Here is a 19,722-nt window from a genome sequence, read left to right on the forward strand (position 1 = left end):
TCGGCGAGCGCGCTGAGGCCGCCGCGATCTGTCGCGTCCCGTCCCGCCGTTCGGACCGGTCCGGGCCCTTCCACGTGCGGCGCGCGGTACCGTTGCCCGCGCAACCGCACCGTGCGCCCCTGGGCGCTGTCGAAAAGGATCGTGCCGTGCCTGAGAGCGCCCCACTGCACAACTGGGCCGGGAACATCGGCTTCTCCCCCGCGCGCTTCGAGGCGCCCGCGACGCTCGACGAGGCCCGCGCGGTCGTCGCCGGCGCCGGGCGGCTCCGCGTCCTCGGCTCGGGCCACTCGTTCAACACGATCGCCGCCTCCGACGACGTGATGCTGTCCCTCGCGGGCATGGAGCCGTTCGCGGAACTGGACATCCTTAAGGGCACCGTCCGCGCCGCCGGCTGGCTCACCTACGCCGCGTTGAGCGCCGCGGTGCACCGGGCCGGGTTCGCCCTGCACAACATGGCGTCCCTGCCGCACATCTCCGTGGCCGGCTCGATCGCCACCGGCACGCACGGCTCGGGCGACCGCAACGGGAACCTGGGCTCGGCCGTGGCCGCGGTCGAGTTCATCGGCCCCGACGGGGAGCTGCGCACCGTCAGGCGCGGCGAGGAGGACTTCGCGGGCTCGGTGGTCCACCTGGGGGCCTTGGGGGTCGTCCACTCGGTCACGCTGGACCTGCTGTCGGCGTTCGAGATGCGCCAGTACGTCTACGACGGGCTGGGCCTGGACGCGGTGCTCGCGCACTTCGACGAGCTCACCGGCGCCGCGTACTCCACGAGCCTGTTCACGCCCTGGGGCGCGGATCCCGAGTTCCAGTTCTGGGTCAAGCAGCGCACAGCGGACCAGACGCACCCGTTCCCGCCCTCGAACCGGTACGGCGCCCCGCTCGCCGACGGCCCGCGGCACCCCGTCCCGGGCGTCGACCCGCAGGCGTGCACGGTGCAGCAGGGCCAGACGGGCCCGTGGCACGAGCGCCTGCCGCACTTCAAGCCCGAGTTCACGCCCAGCTCGGGCGACGAGCTCCAGTCGGAGTACCTGATCGACCGCGCCGACGCGACGGCGGCGCTGGAGGCCCTGGCGGGCATCGGGGAGCGGATCGCGCCCGTCCTGCGGATCTGCGAGGTCCGGACCATGGCCGCCGACGGGCTGTGGCTGTCGCCCGCGTACGGGCGCGACACCGTGGGGCTGCACTTCACGTGGATCGGCGACCACGGGGCGGTGGCGCCGGTGACGGCGGTGCTCGAAGCGGCATTGGAGCCGTTCGCTCCGCGGCCGCATTGGGGAAAACTGTTTTCGATACCAATGAATGAGGTCCGTTCGCGTTATCCGCGAATGGACGACTTCGTACAACTGCGCGCGCGCGTCGATCCAGAGGAGAAGTTCGTAAACGCCTTCTCCGCGCCGATCTTCGCCGCGCCCGAGTCGTAGTCCCGCCCGGCCCCGGAGGGCCCTGATCCGGGAAAGCAGCGAGGGCATTCAGGCGGCTCCTGAATGCCCTCTTCCCCGTGCGAGTCGGACGGGTGCCCCACCGTGCCCCGAACCGCTTCGGGGCACGGCATAAGCTGCGCCCGCGCTTCGTGGTCTTCTTCGCCGCGGTCTTCTTCGCGGGCGTGGCCTTCTTGGCCGCGGTCTTGCGCACGGCCTTCTTCGCGGTGCTGGCCTTCTTCGCCGGCGCCGCCTTCTTCGCGGTGGTGGTCTTCTTGGCGGCCACGCGGCTCGTGGCCGTGGAGCGCGCCGCCGTGGAGGCCGCGCGCGTGGTCTTCTTGGCGGCCTTCTTGGCCGTCGTCTTCTTGGCGGTCGCGGCCTTCTTCGCCGGCGCGGCCTTCTTGGCCGCAGGAGCGGACTTGACCGCCTTGCGCTTGCCGGTCACGAGTTCCTTGAACCCGGTACCGGGCCGGAAGGCCGGGACGACGGTCTTCTTGACCTTGACCGCTTCACCCGTGCGCGGGTTGCGGGCCATGCGAGCGGCGCGTTGGCGCTTCTCGAAGACGCCGAAACCGGCGAAGGAGACTTTCTCCCCTTTCACCACCGCGCGCTGTATCTCGTCGATCGCCACATCCACGACTTCTTTCGCAGCGGCCCGGTCGCCAGTGCGAGCGGCGATCCGATCGACGAACTCTGCCTTGTTCACGAGTCCTACCCTCCCGATAAGGTTCTGGAGCCATACCAGCTTGTTAAGCGCACGTTATGACGTTTCGAAAGCGAACGCAACTGTTTCCGCGAAAATCGACCCGTTGTGTCGCAAGGAATTTTTATTCGGGTGCCCGAAATCGACGCTCGCAACCCCGTTGGGAGGGCCCGGAACACGCCTGGAGCCGGTGGCAGCGCCACCGGCTCCGTACGTGAAGGCTAAGAAGATCGAGTTGTGCGGTCTAGACGGCCGCAGGGAGAGTCCTAGGCCGCCAAGCATCCCGGTTCGATTCGAAGGCGGCGATCTTGTCCTCGTCGCGGAGCGTCAGCGCCACGTCGTCGAGGCCCTCCATCATCCGCCAGCGCAGGAACTCGTCGAACTCGAACGTCCAGGTGCGGTCCCCCGCACGGACTTCGCGTTCGGCCAGGTCCACGGTGACCTCCGCGTCCGGGTGGAGCTCGGCGCGCAGCCACAGCTCCTCCACGGCCGCCTCGGGCAGCTCCACAGTCAACAGACCGTTCTTGAGCGAGTTGCCGCGGAAGATGTCGCCGAAGCGGGGCGCGATGACGGCCTTGAACCCGTAGTCCTTCAGGGCCCAGACGGCGTGCTCGCGGGAGGAGCCGGTGCCGAACTCGGTGCCGGTGACCAGGACCGTGGCGTCCTTGTACTCCGCCTGGTTCAGCAGGAACTTCTCGTCCTCGCGCCACTCGGCGAACAGGCCGTCCTCGAAGCCGGTCTTGGTGACCCGCTTGAGGTAGACGGCCGGGATGATCTGGTCGGTGTCGACGTTCGAGCGGCGCAGCGGGGCCACGCGCCCGGTGTGGGTCGTGAACTTGTCCATGTCCCTTGCCCTTCCTTACAGGTCCGCCGGGCTGGCGAGGTGCCCGGAGACGGCGGTGGCGGCGGCGACGGCCGGGGACACCAGGTGGGTGCGCCCGCCCTTGCCCTGGCGGCCCTCGAAGTTGCGGTTCGAGGTGGAGGCGGCCCGCTGGCCGGGCGTGAGCTGGTCCGGGTTCATGCCCAGGCACATCGAGCAGCCCGCGAAGCGCCAGTCGGCGCCGGCCTCGATGAAGACCCGGTCCAGGCCCTCCTCGATCGCCTGCTCGCGGACCTTCGCGGAGCCGGGGACGACCATCATGTTGACGGTGCCGGCGACCTTGCGGCCCTTGATGACCTCGGCGGCCGTGCGCAGGTCCTCGATGCGGCCGTTCGTGCAGGAGCCGAGGAAGACCACGTCGACGCCGATCTCGCGCATCGGGGTGCCGGCCTCCAGGCCCATGTACTCCAGGGCGTTCGCGGCGGTGGTGCGCTCGATCGCGTCCTCGAACGCGGCCGGGTCGGGGACGTTCCCGGAGAGCTCGACGCCCTGGCCGGGGTTGGTGCCCCAGGTGACGAACGGGCTCAGGGAGGCCGCGTCGATGACGATCTCCTTGTCGAAGACGGCGCCCTCGTCGGTCTTGAGGGTCCGCCAGTACTCGACGGCCGCGTCCCAGTCCTCGCCCTGCGGGGCGTGGGGGCGGCCCTGGACGTAGGCGAAGGTCTTCTCGTCGGCGGCGATCATGCCGGCCTTGGCGCCCCACTCGATCGACATGTTGCAGACCGTCATGCGGCCCTCCATCGAGAGCTCCTCGATGGCCTGCCCGCGGTACTCGACGATATGGCCCTTGCCGCCGCCGGTGCCGGTGATCGAGATGATCTTGAGGATGAGGTCCTTGGCGGAGACGCCCTCGGGCAGGGAGCCGTTCACGGTGACGGCCATGTACTTCGGCTTCGCCTGCGGCAGGGTCTGGGTGGCGAGGACGTGCTCGACCTCGCTGGTGCCGATGCCGAACGCGATCGAGCCGAACGCGCCGTGCGTGGAAGTGTGGGAGTCGCCGCAGACCACGGTCATGCCCGGCTGGGTCAGTCCCAGCTGCGGTCCCACGACGTGGACGACGCCCTGGTTCTCGTCCCCCAGGGAGTGGATGCGGACGCCGAACTCCTCGCAGTTGGTGCGCAGCGTCTCGATCTGCTTGCGGCTGGTGGGGTCCGCGATGGTGAAGAGGTTGTCGGTGGGCGTGTTGTGGTCCTCGGTCGCGATCGTCAGATCGGTCCGGCGGACCTTCCGCCCGGCCTGCCGCAGGCCGTCGAAGGCCTGGGGGCTGGTCACCTCGTGGAGGAGGTGCAGGTCGATGTAGAGCAGGTCCGGCTGCTGGCCGCCGGTGCGGACCACGTGGGCGTTCCAGACCTTCTCGGCGAGGGTCTGCGGTCGGGCGCCCTCAGCTTCGTGTGGTGTACGTGACATCTCTGTTCCCAGTCGTTGGACTTCTCGAAATATGGGAGGTAATGTTCAGCTCGTGAGAACGAATACTATCAGCGGAGTGGGCGTCCTCGACAAGGCGGTGCTCATCCTCACTGCTTGCACCAACGGCGCCAGCCTGGCTGAGCTCGTGCACGAGACGGGGTTGCCCAGGGCCACGGCCCACCGGCTCGCGCAGGCCCTGGAGGCCCACGAGATGCTGCAGCGCGACCACGAGGGGCGCTGGCGTCCCGGCCCGAAGCTCGGCGAGCTCGCCGGGTCCACGGCCGACGTCCTGCTCAGCGCGGCTGAACCGGTCCTCAACCTGCTGCGGGACCAGACCGGCGAATCGACGCAGCTCTACCGCAGGAGGGCCGACGAGCGCGTGTGCGTCGCGGCGGCCGAGCGCGCCTCCGGGCTGCGCGACACCGTCCCGGTCGGCGCGGCGCTGCCGATGACCGCCGGTTCCGGCGCCCAGGTGCTCCTCGCCTGGGAGCCGCCGGAGGGCATCCTGCCCCTGCTGCCGAAGTGCCGCTTCTCCTCGAAGACCCTCGCCGAGGTCCGCCGCCGCGGCTTCGCGCAGTCGGTCGCCGAGCGCGAACCGGGCGTCGTCAGCGTCTCCGCTCCTGTGCGCGACAAGACCGGACGGGTCGTCGCCGCCATCTCGGTGTCCGGTCCCATAGAGCGTCTGGGACGCCGCCCCGGGGACCGGCTCGGCATGGCCGTCATCCGCGCGGGGCAGAAGCTCTCGGGGCTGTAGCCGCCGCTGTTCCTGCCTTGCCCCTGCGACGCCGAAGCGGCCCGACGGATCTCCGCCGGGCCGCTTCCCTATGCGCGTCAGGCGGGGCTGAGCGCCGCTTCGGCGCGCGCGACGTGCTTGGCGTAGCGGCGGCGCTCGTCCTCCAAGAGCGGCGAGTCCGGCGCGTGGGCCTCCAGGTACGCGATCGCGACCGCGTCGTCCTGGCAGCGCCCGAACCGGTTCTGGAGCTTCTTGGCCTCCGCCGCGACCGCCGCGGCCTCCTCGCCGAGGAACGCCGCGGCCTCGGCCGTGTAGCGGGTCCGCTTGGCCGCGTTGCGGGCCCGGTGCCGGGCCTCGTCGGCGTCGGCCGCGCCCGCGATCGCCGCGACCGCCTGCGTCATCTCCAGGCGCGCGCGTGCCACGACCGGCCCCAGCACCTCGTCGGCGGGCAGCGCCGCCGCGGGGGCGAAGTCCGGGTACGCGGCCAGCGTCTCGACCGCGGCGAGGAGCCTGCGGGTCCGCTCCCGTTCGCACGCCTCCGCGAGCGGGCCGTACGCGTCCCGCTCCTTCGCTTCCAACTCGGTGAACCACTCCGGCCGCTCGTCCCCCAGGCGCTTGGCGAACCGCATCCGCAGCACTTCAAGGTCGCGGACCCGCCCGAGCTCGTCGGCGAGCCAGCGCAGGCGCCGCCGCTTGAACGGCACCTCCGCGTAGAGCGCCCCGTACGTCGACAGCACCGACCGCAGCCGCCGCGTCGCGACCCGCATCCGGTGCACCGCGTCCGCTTCGCGCGCGATCACCGGTTCCCGCATGGCGATCAGCGTCGCCGCCTGCGCGGCCAGGTACTCGTGCACGCCTGCGCCGGCGATGGGGGTCTCGGTCATGTGGCAACTCCGATCTCGTTCGGCCCCATTACATCACGCGCATTCACGCGAGCGGGCCCACCGCCGCTTCGATCTCGGCGCGGAGGGCGGGGCCCTGGAGCTGGTGCTTGACCTGTTCGATGACGGGGGCGAGGAACTGGTCGGGGCCGGGCTTGCCGGCGATGGGGCCGACCGCGGCGATGGCGGCGCGCGCGGCCGGGCTCGGGATGAGGGGCTGGCGCAGTTGCAGCCCTTGGACGCCCGCGAGGAGTTCGACCGCCAGGAGCGTGCCGAGGTTGTCGATGATCGTGCGCAGCTTCGCGCCCGCGGCCCAGCCCATCGACACGTGGTCCTCCTGCATCCCCGAGGTGGGCACGGAGTCGACGGAGGCGGGCGAGGCGAGGCGGCGGTTCTCGGCCACGATCCCCGCGGCCGTGTACTGCGCGATCATGAGGCCGGAGTTGACGCCGGGGTCGGGGCTGAGGAACGCCGGGAGGCCGCGCGAGCGGGTCACGTCCAGGAGCCGGTCGACGCGGCGCTCGGAGATCGAGCCGACGTCGGCCGCGGCGATCCCGAGGAAGTCCGCGGCGTACCCGAGCGGGGCGCCGTGGAAGTTCCCCGTGGACTCGACCCGGCCGTCCGGCAGGACCACCGGGTTGTCGACCACCGAGAGCAGTTCCCTGGAAGCGACCGTGGCGGCGTAGTCGAGGACGTCGCGAGCCGCGCCCGCGACCTGCGGGGCGCAGCGCATCGAGTACGCGTCCTGGACGGCGTGCGCGAGGTCGTTGCGGTGGGAGTCCATGACCTCGGAGTCCTGGAGCAGCAGGTGGATGTTCGCGGCGCTCAGCGCCTGGCCCGGCTGCGGGCGGATCTCGTGGAGCTCGGGCTGGAACGGGCGGTCGGAGCCGAGCATCGCCTCGTTCGACAGGGCCGCCGTCACGTCGGCCATCGTCAGCAGGTGCCGCAGGTCGGCGACGGCGAGCAGCAGCATGCCGAGCATCCCGTCGGTGCCGTTGATGAGCGCCAGGCCCTCCTTGGAGGAGAGCGTGATCGGGGCCAGCCCCGCGGCTTCGAGGACCGGGCCCGCCTCCGCACGGGTCCCGTCCTCGGCCCGGACCCAGCCCTCGCCGAGGAGGACCATCGCGCAGTGCGCCAAGGGGGCGAGGTCCCCGGAGGCGCCGAGGGAGCCGTGCCGCGGGACCCACGGCGTGATGTCGGCGTTGAGGAGCGCGGCGAGCGCGTCGGCGACCTCGGGGCGGACCCCGGAGCGGCCCATGGCGAGCGAGCGCAGGCGCAGCAGCATCATCGCGCGCACCACCTCGACCGGCATCGGGTCGCCCACGCCCGCGGCGTGCGAGCGGATGAGCGCGTGCTGGAGCTCGGCGCGGCGCTCAGGGGCGACGAACGTGTTGGCGAGCGCGCCGAACCCGGTCGAGACGCCGTACACGGGTCGGCCCTCGCGCTCGATCGCGTCGACGATCGCGCGGCTGGCGGCCATGGCCTCGCAGGCCTCGGCGTCGACCACGACGCGGGTGCGGTCGCGCGCGACGGCGACGACCTCCTCGGGCGACACGGGGACCGGCTTGATGCGGACGGTGGACATCGCTGCTCCTCTATTCGACGCTGCTTGCGGCAGTGCCGCTGTCGGCGGCGCTGCCGACGACGCTGCCGCCGTGGACGACGGCGTGGGTCAGGGGCGTCCCGGGCCGGTAGGCCAGGTGGACGAACGAGGGGGCGTCGAGGACGACCAGGTCGGCGCGGGCGCCGACGGCGACGCGCCCGACGTCGGTGCGCCGCAGCGCGTCGGCGCCGCCCGCGGTGGCGGCTTCGAGCGCTTCGGCCGGGGTCATGCCCATCTCCCGGACGGCGAGCGCGATGCAGAACGCCATGCTGCTGGTGTACGAGGACCCGGGGTTGCAGTCGGTCGCGAGCGCGACGCGGGCGCCGGCGTCGAGGAGGCGGCGCGCGTCCGGGTAGGGCGAGCGCGTGGAGAACTCCGCGCCCGGCAGCAGGGTCGCGACGGTGGCGGAGTTCGCGAGGGCGTCCACGTCGGCGTCGGTGAGGTGCGTGCAGTGGTCGGCGGAGGCCGCGCCGAGTTCCACAGCGAGGCGCACGCCGGGGCCCGCGGTGAGCTGGTTGGCGTGGACGCGCAGGCCCAGGCCCGCCTTCGCGCTCGCGGTGAGCACGGCGCGGGCCTGGTCGCCGTCGAAGGCGCCGCGCTCGCAGAACACGTCGGCCCACTTCGCGTGGGGCGCGCAGGCGTCGAGCATGGGCCCGGCGGCGAGCGCGGTGTACTCGTCGGCGTCAACGCCCGCGGGGACGGTGTGCGCGCCGAGGTACGTGGTCTCGGGGGTGAACTCGCGGGCGATGCGCAGGGACCGGGCCTCGTCTTCGACGGTGAGGCCGTACCCGGACTTGACCTCCACTGTGGTGGTGCCCTGGCGGAGCATCTCGGCGGTGAGGCGGGCGCAGTTCGCGCGCAGCCGCTCGTCGCTGGCCTTCCGGGTGGCGCCCACGGTGGTGCGGATGCCGCCGCCGTCGTAGGGCTCGCCGCGCATGCGGGCGTCGAACTCGCCGGAGCGGTCGCCCGCGAAGACGAGGTGGGCGTGGGAGTCAACGAAACCGGGGACCACGGCCCGGTCGCCGAGGTCGAGGTATTCGTCGGCGGCGGGCCGGTTGAGGCGGTGGCCGACCCAGGCGATCCTCCCTGCCTCGACCACGATCGCGGCGTCGTAGTGGACGGTGCCGTCGTCGTCGGCGGTGAAGAGTTCGCCGATGCCGTCGATGAGCAGGCTCATTGCCAGAGTTCCCCGATCGCTTCGCGCAGTTCGGCACCGGCGTCGATGTACCGGTGTCGTCCCTCGTGGACGATGTGGCGGCCGTCGGCGACGACGTCGGTGACGTCGGCCGCGGTGGCGGCGTAGAGGACGCCGTCGGGGCGGGCCCCGGCGGTGCGCGGGGTGTCGAGCGCGACGGCGACGAGGTCGGCGCGGGCGCCCGGCTCGATGCGGCCGGCGTCGGTGAAGCCGAGGGCGGCGTGGCCGGTGGCGGCGTCGTGGAGGGCGTCGGCGGTGAACCGGCCGCGCTCCTCGCTGACCAGGCGCTCGTGCATCTCCAGGGCGCGGGCCTCCTCGAACATGTCGATGACGGCGTTCGAGTCGGTGCCGAGCGAGAGGGGGACCCCGGCGTCGGCGAGCGCGCGGGCCGGGCCGATGCCGTCGGCGAGGTCGCGTTCGGTGGTGGGGCAGAAGGACACGCCGGTGCCGGAGCGGGCGAGGAGGTCGACGTCGCGCTCGGCGAGGTGGGTGGCGTGGACGGCGGTGAGGTCGGGGCCGAGGAGCCCGCAGCGTTCGAGGAGTTCAGCGGGGGTGCAGCCGTGCTCGGCACGGCAGGCGTCGTTCTCGGCGCGCTGCTCGGAGAGGTGCACGTGGACGGGGCGGCCCTCGGTGGAGCACGCGAACGCGGCGATGGCCTCTTCGGGGACGGCGCGCACGGAGTGGATCGCGCCGCCGATGCGGGCGTGGGCGCCGGGTTTGAGGCGTTCGACGCGGTCGAGCCAGCCTTCGAGGCCGGTGTCGCCGAAGCGCTGCTGCGCGGGTTCGAGAGGCCGCCCGAACCCCCCGGAGAGGTACAGGGTGTCGAGGAGGGTGATGCGGACGCCCGCGTCGGCGGCGGCCTGGATCAGCGCCTCCCCCATGGCGTTCGGGTCCGCGTAGGGGCGCCCGCCGGCCTGGTGGTGGAGGTAGTGGAACTCGCCGACGCACGTGATCCCGGCCAGGGCCATCTCGGCGTAGACGGCGCGGGCGAGCCGGTGGTAGGCGTCGGGGTCGAGGCGGTCCGCGAGGGCGTACATGCCCGATCGCCACGTCCAGAACGTGCCCTTGTCGCCGTGGGTGCGCCCGCGCAGGGCGCGGTGGAACGCGTGGGAGTGCGTGTTGGCGAAGCCGGGGAGGACGAGGCCGCCCAGGATCTCGCCGCGCGGGGCGGCGCCGGGCGTCACGGCGGCGATGCGGCCGTCGGCGACGTCGATCGCGACGGCGTCGGCGATCCCGCCGGGCAGCCGGGCGTGCCGGGCCCAGTAGGTCAGCACGCGAGGTCCCGCAGCACCGCCGCGAGGGCGTCGACGCCGGCGGCGCAGTCCTCGTCGCTCGCGCCCTCGCCGGGCGCGTGGGAGACGCCGGTGGGGTTGCGGACGAACAGCATCGCGGTCGGCACGTGCGCGGCGAGGACCCCGGCGTCGTGGCCCGCGCCCGTGGGCAGGACCGGGGCGCCGCCCAGGAGCGCCGCGATCCGGTCGCGCAGGCCGGGGTCGAACTCGACGATCGGGGTCTCGGACTCCGGGGCGATCGTGAAGCCGGTGCCGTCGCGCCCGGCCCGGTCCTTCACCTTGGCGGTGAAGCCGGACAGGATCTCGGCGAGCACCGCCTCGTCGGGGGCGCGCGAGTCCAGCCAGGCGGTGACCTGGGAGGCGATCGCGTTGGTGGCGTTCGGGACGGCCTCCACGCGGCCGACCGTGGCGAGGCCCCCGGCGAGGCGGGCCTCCTTGCGGGCGGCGAGGACGGCGAACGCGAAGGTGAGCATCGGGTCGCGCCGGTCGGGGATGCGGGTGGTCCCGGCGTGGTCGCCCGCGCCGGTGAACGTCATGCGCCAGCGCCCGTGCGGCCAGATCGCGCTCGCGACGCCCACGGGCGCTTCGAGGGCGCGGCCCTGCTCGACGTGGAGTTCCACGAACGCGGCGAAGGAGGCGAGGCGTTCGGGGTCGGGCCCGAGCGCGTCCGGGTCGGCGCCGGCCGCGCGCATGGCCTCGGCGAGCGTGGTCCCGTCGGGGTCGGTGAGGGCCCGGGCCCGGTCGGGGTCGACCACGCCGGCCATGAGGCGCGAGCCGAGGCAGGGCACGCCGAACCGGCCGCCCTCCTCCTCGGTGAACGCGCCGATGACGATGGGCCGCTGCGGCGCGAAGCCGGAGGCGCGGAGTTCGTCGACGGCGAGGAACGCCGAGACGATCCCGAGCGGGCCGTCGTAGGCGCCGCCGTGCGGCACGGAGTCGAAGTGGCTGCCGGTGAGGACGCCCGGTCCGGTCCCGGCGTCCCAGTGGGCGTAGCGGTTCCCGTTGCGGTCGGACTCGACGCGCAGGCCGCGCTCGGCGGCCTGCGCGTCGAACCACTCACGGAGCGCGAGATCGGCCGCGCTCCACGAGAAGCGCAGGTAGCCGCCGGAGTCCGCGCGACCGGTCGCGGCGATCTGGTCCCAGAGCCGCCGGAACCCCGTGGCGTCCACTCAGGACTCCCGGACGGGAATGCGGACACCGTTGGCCGCGGCGACCCGGTCGGCCTCCTCGTATCCGGCGTCCACGTGGCGGATGACGCCCATCGCGGGGTCGTTCGAGAGGACCCGTTCGAGCTTCTGGGCGGCCATCGCGGTGCCGTCGGCGACGGTGACCTGCCCGGCGTGGATCGAGCGGCCGATGCCGACGCCCCCGCCGTGGTGGATCGACACCCAGCTCGCGCCCGACGCGGTGTTGACGAGGGCGTTGAGCAGGGGCCAGTCCGCGATCGCGTCCGAACCGTCCTTCATGGACTCGGTCTCGCGGTACGGGCTCGCGACCGAGCCGCAGTCGAGGTGGTCGCGGCCGATGACGATCGGGGCTTTGAGGGTCCCGTCGGCGACCATCTCGTTGAAGCGCACCCCCGCGACGTCCCTCTCGCCGTGGCCGAGCCAGCAGATCCGGGCCGGGAGGCCCTGGAACGCGACGCGCTCGCGGGCGAGCGAGATCCAGCGGTGCAGGGTCCGGTTCTCGGGGAACAGGTCGAGCACCGCCTGGTCGGTGGCGGCGATGTCGGCCGGGTCCCCTGAGAGCGCGGCCCATCTGAAGGGGCCCTTGCCCTCGCAGAACAGGGGCCGGATGTAGGCGGGCACGAACCCGGGGAAGTCGAAGGCGCGCGCGAAGCCCCCGGCGAGGGCCTCGCCGCGGATCGAGTTGCCGTAGTCGAAGACCTCGGCGCCCGCGTCGAGGAAGCCGACCATGGCCTCCACGTGGCGGGCCATGGACTCGCGGGCGCGGTCGGTGAACGCGTCCGGGTCGCCCTTGGCGAGGTCGGCGGCGTCCTCGACGGGAACACCTGCGGGCACATAGGACAGCGGGTCGTGCGCGGAGGTCTGGTCGGTGACGATGTCGACCTCCACGCCGCGGGCGAGGAGTTCGGGCAGCACCTCGGCGGCGTTGCCGACCAGGCCGATCGACTTCGCTTCACCGGCCCGCTTGGCGGCGAGCGCCTGGGCGACGGCGTCGTCCAGGTCGGCCGCGACCGTGTCGAGGTAGCGGGTCTCGACGCGCCGCCGGAGGCGGTGCGGGTCGACCTCGACGATGAGGCACACGCCGTCGTTCATGGTGACGGCGAGCGGCTGCGCGCCGCCCATGCCGCCGCACCCGGCCGTCAGCGTGAGCGTGCCCTTCAGCGTCCCTCCGAAGCGCTTCTCGGCGACGGCCGCGAACGTCTCGTAGGTGCCCTGCAGGATGCCCTGGGTGCCGATGTAGATCCACGAGCCGGCGGTCATCTGCCCGTACATGGTGAGCCCGAGCGATTCGAGCCGCCGGAACTCGGGCCAGGTCGCCCAGTCGGGCACCAGGTTCGAGTTGGCGATGAGCACGCGCGGGGCCCACTCGTGGGTGCGCATGACCCCGACCGCCCGGCCCGACTGGACGAGCAGCGTCTCGTCGGGCGCGAGCGTGAGCAGGGTCCGCAGGATCGCGGCGAGGTCGTCGCGGCTGCGCGCGGCCTTCCCCGTGCCGCCGTAGACGACCAGGTCCTCGGGGCGCTCGGCGACCGCCGGGTCGAGGTTGTTCTGGAGCATCCGGTAGGCCGCCTCCGCCTGCCAGGTGCGGCAGTGGAGGCCGGCGCCGTGTGGTGCGTGCATGTCGCTCCCCGCTAGAGGTTGCCGCGCTTGGCCTGCTCCTTCTCCAGGGCCTCGAAGAGGGCCTTGAAGTTGCCCTTGCCGAAGCTGAGCGAGCCGTGCCGCTCGATGATCTCGTAGAACATCGTGGGCCGGTCCTGCTGCGGCTTGGTGAAGATCTGGAGCATATAGCCGTCCTCGTCGCGGTCGACCAGCACTCGCCGCTTCTGGAGCTCCTCGATCGGGACGCGCACGGTGCCGATGCGCTCGCGCATCTCGGGGTCCTCGTAGTAGGCGTCCGGGGCCTCCAGGAACTCGACGCCGCGCTCGCGCATGGCGTCGACAGCGGCGAGGATGTCGCTGGTGGCGAGCGCGATGTGCTGTACGCCGGGGCCGCCGTAGAACTCCAGGTACTCGTCGATCTGGGACTTCTTCTTGCCCTCGGCGGGCTCGTTGATCGGGAACTTGATCTTGCGGTTGCCGTTGGCGACGACCTTGCTCATGAGCGCGGAGTACTCGGTGGCGATGGCGTCCTCGACGAACTCGACGATGTTCGTGAAGCCCATGACCCGCTCGTAGTAGCCGACCCACTCGCGCATCTTGCCGAGCTCGACGTTGCCGACGATGTGGTCGATGGCCTGGAAGAAGCGCTTCTCGGGCGGGGTCACCATGGGCTCGGCGGCGATGAAGCCGGGCAGGAACGGGCCGGTGTAGTTCGAGCGGTCGACCAGGACGTTCCGGGTCTCGCCGTAGGTGCCGATGACGGCGCGGCGGACGGTGCCGTGCTCGTCGGTGAGGTCGTGGGGCTCCTCGATCGCGATGGCGCCCTGCTTGATCGCGTGCGCGTAGTTCTTGTCCACGTCGGGCACTTCGAGGGCCACTTCGATGACGCCGTCGCCGTGGCGGGCGTAGTGCTCGGAGGCCGCGGAGTCGGCGGTGGTGCCGCCGGCGAGAACGAAGGTGACGCCGCCGGACTTGAGCGCGTACTCGGCGTGCTCGCGGAAGCCCTGCTCGGGGCCGCGGTACGCGAAGAGCTGCATGCCGAACGCGGTCGAGTAGTAGTGGGCGGCCTGGCGGGCGTTGCCGACGTAGTACCGCACGTGGTCCCAGCCCTTGATGGGGAAGGCGTCCTCGCGGATGTCGTGCTCGACCGCGCCGACCAGGGCGGCGTCTGCGGAGCGGCTGGCAGTGTCGACCATGGCGGCCTCCTGTAGTCCTCGTGGGGCTGTTCCCGGAGGGGCGGTGACCCCTTGTGGCCTTGATCATTGTTCACATCGCGGGAGTGGGCAAGCAGTTCCGTGAAAGCTGGTCAACTTGTGCAGATGTGCTAGCCGGAGGGGGCATACACTGGGCGATATGACCAGTGGAACGGGGATCGACGCCCTGGACGCCAAGCTCATCGGGCTCCTGGAGGCCGAACCGCGCATCGGGGTCCTCGAATGCGCGCGGCGCCTGGGGGTCGCGCGCGGGACGGTCCAGGCGCGGCTCGACAAGCTCATGGCCCGGGGGGTCGTGCGCGGGTTCGGGCCCCGGGTCGATCCGGCGGCCCTCGGCTACCCGGTGACGGCGTTCGTGACCCTCGAACTGCGCCAGGCGGTCGGGCACGGGCCGATGGCGCAGCGCCTCGCGCGCATCCCGGAGGTCCTGGAGGCGCACACGGTCACCGGCGCCGGGGACATGCTGTGCCGGATCGTCGCGCGCACCAACGCCGAACTCCAGGGGGTCATCGACCGGGTCCTCGCGAGCGAGGGGGTCCTGCGGGCGACGACGGTGATCGCCCTGGCCGAGCAGATCCCCCACCGCACGCTGCCGCTGGTCGACGAGGCCGCGGGGCTCTCGGGCGGGTCCTAGGGCCCGCCCGGATTCAGACCCGCTCGGCGAGCCAGAGCCGCGCGGCGACCACCAGCGCCTCGACGCCCGTGGAGAGCGTCGGCTCGATCTCGGGCGCGAAGTGCGGCGAGTGGTTGCCCGGCAGCGCGTCCACGTCCCCCGACTGGAACGCCGCGATCGCGGTCGCCTGGTCGAGGCCGCCCCAGAACCAGAAGACCGTGGGCGCGCCCGCCGCCTCGCCGAAGGCGCCGACGTCCTCGCTCGCGGCCACGAGCGGCATCGGCAGCAGCCGCTGCTCCCCGAAGTGCTCCTTGAAGGCCGCCACGGTCACCGCCGTCGCGTCAGGGTCGCTCACCAGGAGCGGGGCGCTGTGGGTCCAGGTGGTCTCGGGCGGGCGCGGGGCCGCGCCGGCCTCGGACTCGGCGTTCACGATCCGCTCGATCGCGGCCCGCACCCGGTCGCGGACCCGCGCGTCGTAGCTGCGCACGTTGATGCCGAGTTCGGCGGTGTCGGGGATGATGTTGTCCTTGGTGCCGGCCTGGAGGCGGCCGACGGTGACCACCGCGGCCTCGGCCGGGGGCACCTCGCGGGCGACGATCCCCTGGAGGCGCACCACGGTGCTCGCGGCGATGAGGACCGGGTCGATCGCGGCCTCGGGCCGGGAGCCGTGCCCGCCCTGGCCGTGGATGACGACGGCGGCGGTGTCGGAGGCGGCCATGACCGGGCCGCTCGCGTGGCCCACGAACCCGGCCGGGAGCGGGGCCACGTGCTGGCCGAGCACGATGTCCGGCTTGGGGAAGCGCGTGAACAGGCCGTCCGCGACCATGTCCGCCGCGCCGCGCGCCAGCTCCTCGGCGGGCTGGAAGACGACCAGGAGCGTGCCCGACCAGCGGTCGGCGGTGCGGGCGAGGTACGCGGCGGCCCCGGCGAGGCAGGTGGCGTGCATGTCGTGCCCGCACGCGTGCATCACCGGCACGTCCCGCCCGTCCGCGTCGGTGGCGCGCACGGTGCTCGCGTACGGCAGGCCGGTCTTCTCCTCGACCGGGAGCGCGTCGAAGTCGGCGCGGAGCATGACCACCGGGCCCTCGCCGTTCGCGAGGACGCCGACGACACCGGTGCCGCCGACGCCCTCGGTCGTCGCGAAGCCCGCCGCGGTCAGGGCCTCGGCGGCCTTCGCGGCCGTCCGGTGCTCCTGGAGCGACAGCTCGGGATGCTCGTGCAGGTCGCGGTAGAAGTCCGCGAGCGCCGCGCGCGTGTCCTCGTCGAGTACGTCCCCGGCCATGGCGCCCCCTTCGTCCCGTTGCGCCGGAATATACCCGGATCGGCGGCGGGAGCGGCTGGAACGGCGTCAGTCGAATGCGTCATGCAACCGTGTCATGCAACCGTGTCACTCGACCACGCCATTCAACCGCGTCACTCAGCCGCATCATTCAACCGCGGGCAGGATCGTCCCGGTGACCTCGCCGAGGCCGATGACCGCGCCGTCCGGGCCGGGCGCGGTGGCCCCGATCGTGACCGTGTCGCCGTCCTCCAGGAACGTGCGGGACTCCCCGTCCCCCACCCGGACCGGCTCCCGGCCGCCCCACGTGAGCTCGATGAACGACCCGCGCTCGTCGGCGCCCCCGCCCGAGACGGTGCCGGAGGCGAACAGGTCGCCGGTGCGCAGCGACGCGCCGTTGACGGTCATGTGCGCGAGCATCTGCGCGGGGGTCCAGTACATGCCCGCGAACGGCGGGCGGGCGACCTCGGTGCCGTTCCAGCGCACCGACATCGACAGGTCGTATCCGAACCGCTCGGTCTCCTGGAGGTAGCCGAGCGGGGCCGGGTCCTGCACGGGGGCGGCGGCCTTCGCGGCCGCCAGCGCGTCGAGCGGGGTCACCCAGTGGCCGATCGAGGTCGCGAAGGACTTGCCGAGGAACGGGCCGAGCGGCACGTACTCCCACGCCTGGATGTCGCGCGCGGACCAGTCGTTGACCAGGACCGCGCCGAAGACGTGCTCGGCGAAGTCGTCCGGGTTCACCGGGGTGCCGAGGTCGGTGCCGACGCCGACGACGAAGCCCACTTCGGCCTCGATGTCGAGGCGGGCGCTGGGGCCGAACTCGATCGGACCGTCGGGGGTCTTGCGCTGGCCCCTCGGGCGGACGACGGGCGTCCCGGAGGGGACGACGGTGCCGGCGCGGCCGTGGTAGCCGACCGGGAGGTGCTTCCAGTTGGGCAGCAGGGGCTCCGAGTCGGGCCGGAAGAGGCGGCCGAGGTTCGTGGCGTGGTGCTCGGAGGCGTAGAAGTCCACGTAGTCGGCGACGTGGAACGGCAGGTGCATGCGGGCCTTGGCGACCGGGGTGAGCAGCGTCGCGGACTGGTCCTGGTGGCGGCGGTCGGCCAGGAGCTCGGTGAGCTGGTGGCGGACGAGGCGCCACGCGGGCGGGCCCATCGCGAGGAACGCGTTCAGGGCGCCGTCGTGGAACGCGGGCCGGATCCACGGCAAAAAGAACGTGCCGGTGGCGAGCGCGCGCAGGTCGAGGACCTGGTCGCCGATGCGGACCCCGATGCGCGGGGCCGGGTCCTTGCGGGTCGAGAAGACGCCGTAGGGCAGGTGGGCGAGGCCGTACGGGCCGGCGTCGGCGCCTTCGACCCAGGTGGTGGCGGTCATGCGCGGTCTCCTCGTGTCAGCAGTCCCAGGTCGGTGAGGTCGGTGAGCGGTTCGTCGATGCTGCACGAGCCGAAGCCGGTCCACAGGGCGCGCGGGCGGCCCAGGAGCTTCGCGGTGCGCGCGGCCAGGCCCTCGGTGTCGGTGGACGCGAGGGTCGCCGCGATCTCGTCGACGCCGGCACCGTTCTGGGCCTCGTCGGCGGCGAGGAGCACGTTGAGGAAGCCGTGGTGCGTGAAACCGGTGGCGGGGTCGGTGCGGCGGACCGCGCGGTGCAGGCCCGCGGTGAGCTTGAACCGCATGCCGCGGCGGCGGCACCCGTGGATCGCGGCGGCCAGGGTCTCGGGCGCGGGGAAGAACTCCGCGGCGAGGCCGCCGGTGCGGAACTTCGGGGTGAACCCGGTGGGGCGGACGGCGTCGAGCGCGGCGTCGCCGAAGGGGATCTCCGCGAACACGGCCTTCCCCGCCAGGTGCTCGGTGAGGCGGTCGAGGGCGTGGCGCGACTCGTAGTGGGTCACGGTGACCTGCGGCCCGAGGGCGGCGACCGCGGCCGGGAGCGCGTCGAGGTCGCCGTCGACGACCACGCCGATCCGCAGCTCGCCGCGTCCGGGCTCGAGGTCGCCGAGGCGGCTCTGCGGGACGAGGAGCGGGCCCACCAGGGGCTCGTACCAGGACTGCCGGTACCCGCGGTGGGCGGGGACGGCGGCTTCGAGGGGCGCGTTTCCTGGTGGGAAGAGCGCCGCGTCGTCGATCAGGCCCCGCAGCATCGCGGGGATCGCTCCATTCATGCCCGAAGCCTAGAGTGCGGCGCGCTCGCGGGTCCAGTGGTCCGCGCACGCCGTGCGCGGTCGGTGCCCGCCGGTGCGCGGACCGCTCGAATCCGGGACCCGGGAGGGCTATCCTCGGGGCATATCCGCGACGGCGGCGACACCCACTGCCGACGTCCGATCCGACAAAGGAGTCGTCGTGCCGTTCTACCGTTCGGTCGGGCAGATCCCCGACAAGCGACACACGCAGTTCCGACAGGCCGACGGGAGCCTGTACTCCGAGGAGCTGATGGGCCAGGAGGGCTTCTCCTCGGACTCCTCGCTCCTGTACCACCGCTTCCGTCCCACCGCGATCAGCGCCAGCACCGAGCACCGCCCCGAGCGCGTCGAGCCGGCCCCCAACCACCCGCTCAAGCCCCGCCACTTCCGCACCCACAAGCTCGACGCCGCCGGGGACGCGGTCTTCGGGCGGAACCACCTGCTGTCCAATGCGGACGTGCGGATCTCGTACGCGGTCGCCGACAGGCCCTCGCCCCTGTACCGCAACGCCATCGGCGACGAGTGCATCTACGTCGAGTCCGGCGCGGCCCGCGTGGAGACCTCGTTCGGGGCGCTCGACGTCGGGCAGGGCGACTACCTCATCATGCCGATGTCCACGATCTACCGCGTGCTCCCGCAAGGGGACGAGCCGCTGCGGACCCTCGTGGTCGAGTCCACCGGGCACATCACCCCGCCCAAGCGGTACCTGTCGGTGCGCGGGCAGTTCCTGGAGCACTCGCCGTACTGCGAGCGCGACATCCGCGGGCCCGAGGAGCCGCTGCTGGTCGAGGACGAGGACGTCGACGTGTACGTGCAGCACCGCGGCCGCGGGTCGGCCACGCTGTGGACGAAGTTCACGTACGCGCACCACCCGTTCGACGTGGCCGGCTGGGACGGCTGCCTGTACCCGTGGGTGTTCTCGATCCACGACTACGAGCCGATCACCGGGCGCATCCACCAGCCGCCGCCCGCGCACCAGGTGTTCCAGGGCCCGAACTTCGTGGTCTGCAACTTCGTGCCGCGCAAGGTGGACTACCACCCGGACGCGATCCCGGTGCCGTACAACCACCACAACGTCGACTCCGACGAGGTGATGTTCTACTGCGGCGGGAACTACGAGGCGCGGCGCGGATCGGGGATCGAGCAGGGCTCGATCTCGCTGCACCCGTCCGGGTTCACGCACGGGCCGCAGCCCGGTGCCGCCGAGCGCTCGATCGGGGCGGAGTCCTTCGACGAGCTGGCGGTCATGGTCGACACGTTCCGGCCCTTGGAGCTGTGCGAGCCGGCCTTGGACGTGGAGGACACGAACTACGCCTGGACGTGGAACCGCGATCCGGCATAGGCACTCCCGGTGACGGGGCCGCCTGAGAGGGCGGCCCCGTTTTCCGTGCGTTGATCGAATTCCCCTCGCGCTCTGGGGCGGCGGGCCGCTACATTGGACGGGCCGACCGCGGGACTCAGGTGCGATTACCGGATTCGTTTTGTGAGCGTTCTTTCGCCATCGCGCCGCCCGCTCCCCGGTCGGCACCCCGCTTCCCCTCCAC

The 19,722-nt window shown here is 72.5% G+C and carries 16 protein-coding genes and 1 pseudogene; 4 read left to right on the forward strand and 13 right to left on the reverse strand.

Annotated features, from left to right (window positions below; all coding sequences use genetic code 11):
* The first annotated feature begins 146 nt into the window (after positions 1-146).
* Entirely contained in the window at positions 147-1,421 is a 1,275-nt protein-coding gene (locus BLS99_RS19450) for a D-arabinono-1,4-lactone oxidase (RefSeq protein ID WP_245712325.1), read from the forward strand.
* A 499-nt stretch (positions 1,422-1,920) separates the two neighbouring features.
* On the opposite strand, the pseudogene BLS99_RS27800 reads toward BLS99_RS19450, so the two are convergent.
* The 3 genes and pseudogenes from BLS99_RS27800 to leuC all read right to left on the reverse strand — a co-directional run.
* A pseudogene (locus BLS99_RS27800) lies at positions 1,921-2,124 on the reverse strand (HU family DNA-binding protein); the annotation flags it as partial.
* A gap of 241 nt (positions 2,125-2,365) precedes the next feature.
* Positions 2,366-2,965, reverse strand: coding sequence for a 3-isopropylmalate dehydratase small subunit (gene leuD / locus BLS99_RS19460; protein WP_091053368.1), 600 nt, complete (start codon positions 2,963-2,965; stop codon positions 2,366-2,368).
* A 15-nt stretch (positions 2,966-2,980) separates the two neighbouring features.
* A complete protein-coding gene (gene leuC, locus BLS99_RS19465; protein WP_091053369.1) occupies positions 2,981-4,408 on the reverse strand; it encodes a 3-isopropylmalate dehydratase large subunit in 1,428 nt (475 codons plus the stop codon).
* Positions 4,409-4,475: 67 nt separating this feature from the next.
* Here leuC and BLS99_RS19470 point away from each other — a divergent pair, with 67 nt between their 5' ends.
* The gene (locus BLS99_RS19470; RefSeq protein ID WP_030157516.1) at positions 4,476-5,162 is read left to right on the forward strand and encodes an IclR family transcriptional regulator; all 687 of its coding nucleotides are present in this window, start codon (positions 4,476-4,478) and stop codon (positions 5,160-5,162) included.
* Between the two features lie 77 nt (positions 5,163-5,239).
* On the opposite strand, the gene BLS99_RS19475 is transcribed toward BLS99_RS19470, so the two are convergent.
* From BLS99_RS19475 to hppD, 7 genes are read right to left on the reverse strand one after another with little or no spacing between them, the layout of a single operon-like run.
* Positions 5,240-6,025, reverse strand: a complete 786-nt coding sequence (locus tag BLS99_RS19475; protein WP_091053370.1) for a CHAD domain-containing protein — start codon at positions 6,023-6,025, stop codon at positions 5,240-5,242.
* 43 nt (positions 6,026-6,068) lie between these two features.
* On the reverse strand, positions 6,069-7,607 hold the full coding sequence (gene hutH, locus BLS99_RS19480) for a histidine ammonia-lyase (RefSeq protein WP_091053371.1): 1,539 nt from the start codon (positions 7,605-7,607) through the stop codon (positions 6,069-6,071).
* 10 nt (positions 7,608-7,617) lie between these two features.
* On the reverse strand, positions 7,618-8,802 hold the full coding sequence (hutI, locus tag BLS99_RS19485) for an imidazolonepropionase (protein WP_091053372.1): 1,185 nt from the start codon (positions 8,800-8,802) through the stop codon (positions 7,618-7,620).
* A complete protein-coding gene (locus BLS99_RS19490; RefSeq protein WP_091053373.1) occupies positions 8,799-10,094 on the reverse strand; it encodes a formimidoylglutamate deiminase in 1,296 nt (431 codons plus the stop codon). Before BLS99_RS19490 ends, hutI begins: the two co-directional genes overlap by 4 nt.
* Positions 10,088-11,281: an allantoate amidohydrolase gene (locus BLS99_RS19495; RefSeq protein WP_091053374.1), complete on the reverse strand. Its 1,194-nt coding sequence runs from the start codon at positions 11,279-11,281 to the stop codon at positions 10,088-10,090. Before BLS99_RS19495 ends, BLS99_RS19490 begins: the two co-directional genes overlap by 7 nt.
* The gene (hutU, locus tag BLS99_RS19500; protein ID WP_091053375.1) at positions 11,282-12,919 is read right to left on the reverse strand and encodes a urocanate hydratase; all 1,638 of its coding nucleotides are present in this window, start codon (positions 12,917-12,919) and stop codon (positions 11,282-11,284) included.
* Between the two features lie 11 nt (positions 12,920-12,930).
* Positions 12,931-14,094 carry a 4-hydroxyphenylpyruvate dioxygenase gene (gene hppD, locus BLS99_RS19505; protein ID WP_091053376.1) on the reverse strand — a complete coding sequence of 388 codons (1,164 nt, stop codon included), beginning with the start codon at positions 14,092-14,094 and terminating at the stop codon, positions 12,931-12,933.
* Positions 14,095-14,251: 157 nt separating this feature from the next.
* Between hppD and BLS99_RS19510 the strand changes: the two genes are divergently transcribed.
* Complete coding sequence (locus tag BLS99_RS19510; protein WP_091053377.1) at positions 14,252-14,746, forward strand: Lrp/AsnC family transcriptional regulator; 495 nt, start codon at positions 14,252-14,254, stop codon at positions 14,744-14,746.
* A gap of 13 nt (positions 14,747-14,759) precedes the next feature.
* On the opposite strand, the gene BLS99_RS19515 is transcribed toward BLS99_RS19510, so the two are convergent.
* The 3 genes from BLS99_RS19515 to BLS99_RS19525 all read right to left on the reverse strand — a co-directional run bounded on the left by BLS99_RS19515 (position 14,760) and on the right by BLS99_RS19525 (position 18,160).
* The gene (locus tag BLS99_RS19515) at positions 14,760-16,007 is read right to left on the reverse strand and encodes an amidohydrolase (protein WP_091053378.1); all 1,248 of its coding nucleotides are present in this window, start codon (positions 16,005-16,007) and stop codon (positions 14,760-14,762) included.
* Positions 16,008-16,151: 144 nt separating this feature from the next.
* Positions 16,152-17,375: a fumarylacetoacetase gene (fahA, locus tag BLS99_RS19520; RefSeq protein ID WP_091053379.1), complete on the reverse strand. Its 1,224-nt coding sequence runs from the start codon at positions 17,373-17,375 to the stop codon at positions 16,152-16,154.
* Complete coding sequence (locus tag BLS99_RS19525; RefSeq protein ID WP_091053380.1) at positions 17,372-18,160, reverse strand: hypothetical protein; 789 nt, start codon at positions 18,158-18,160, stop codon at positions 17,372-17,374. The genes fahA and BLS99_RS19525 overlap by 4 nt, the downstream gene beginning before the upstream one ends.
* 178 nt (positions 18,161-18,338) lie before the next feature.
* Between BLS99_RS19525 and BLS99_RS19530 the strand changes: the two genes are divergently transcribed.
* Positions 18,339-19,520 (forward strand): homogentisate 1,2-dioxygenase, encoded by a 1,182-nt coding sequence (locus BLS99_RS19530; protein ID WP_091053381.1) that lies wholly within the window; start codon positions 18,339-18,341, stop codon positions 19,518-19,520.
* Positions 19,521-19,722: the final 202 nt, after the last annotated feature.

Source organism: Glycomyces sambucus, from assembly GCF_900102815.1.
Classification (GTDB): Bacteria; Actinomycetota; Actinomycetes; order Mycobacteriales; family Micromonosporaceae; genus Glycomyces; species Glycomyces sambucus.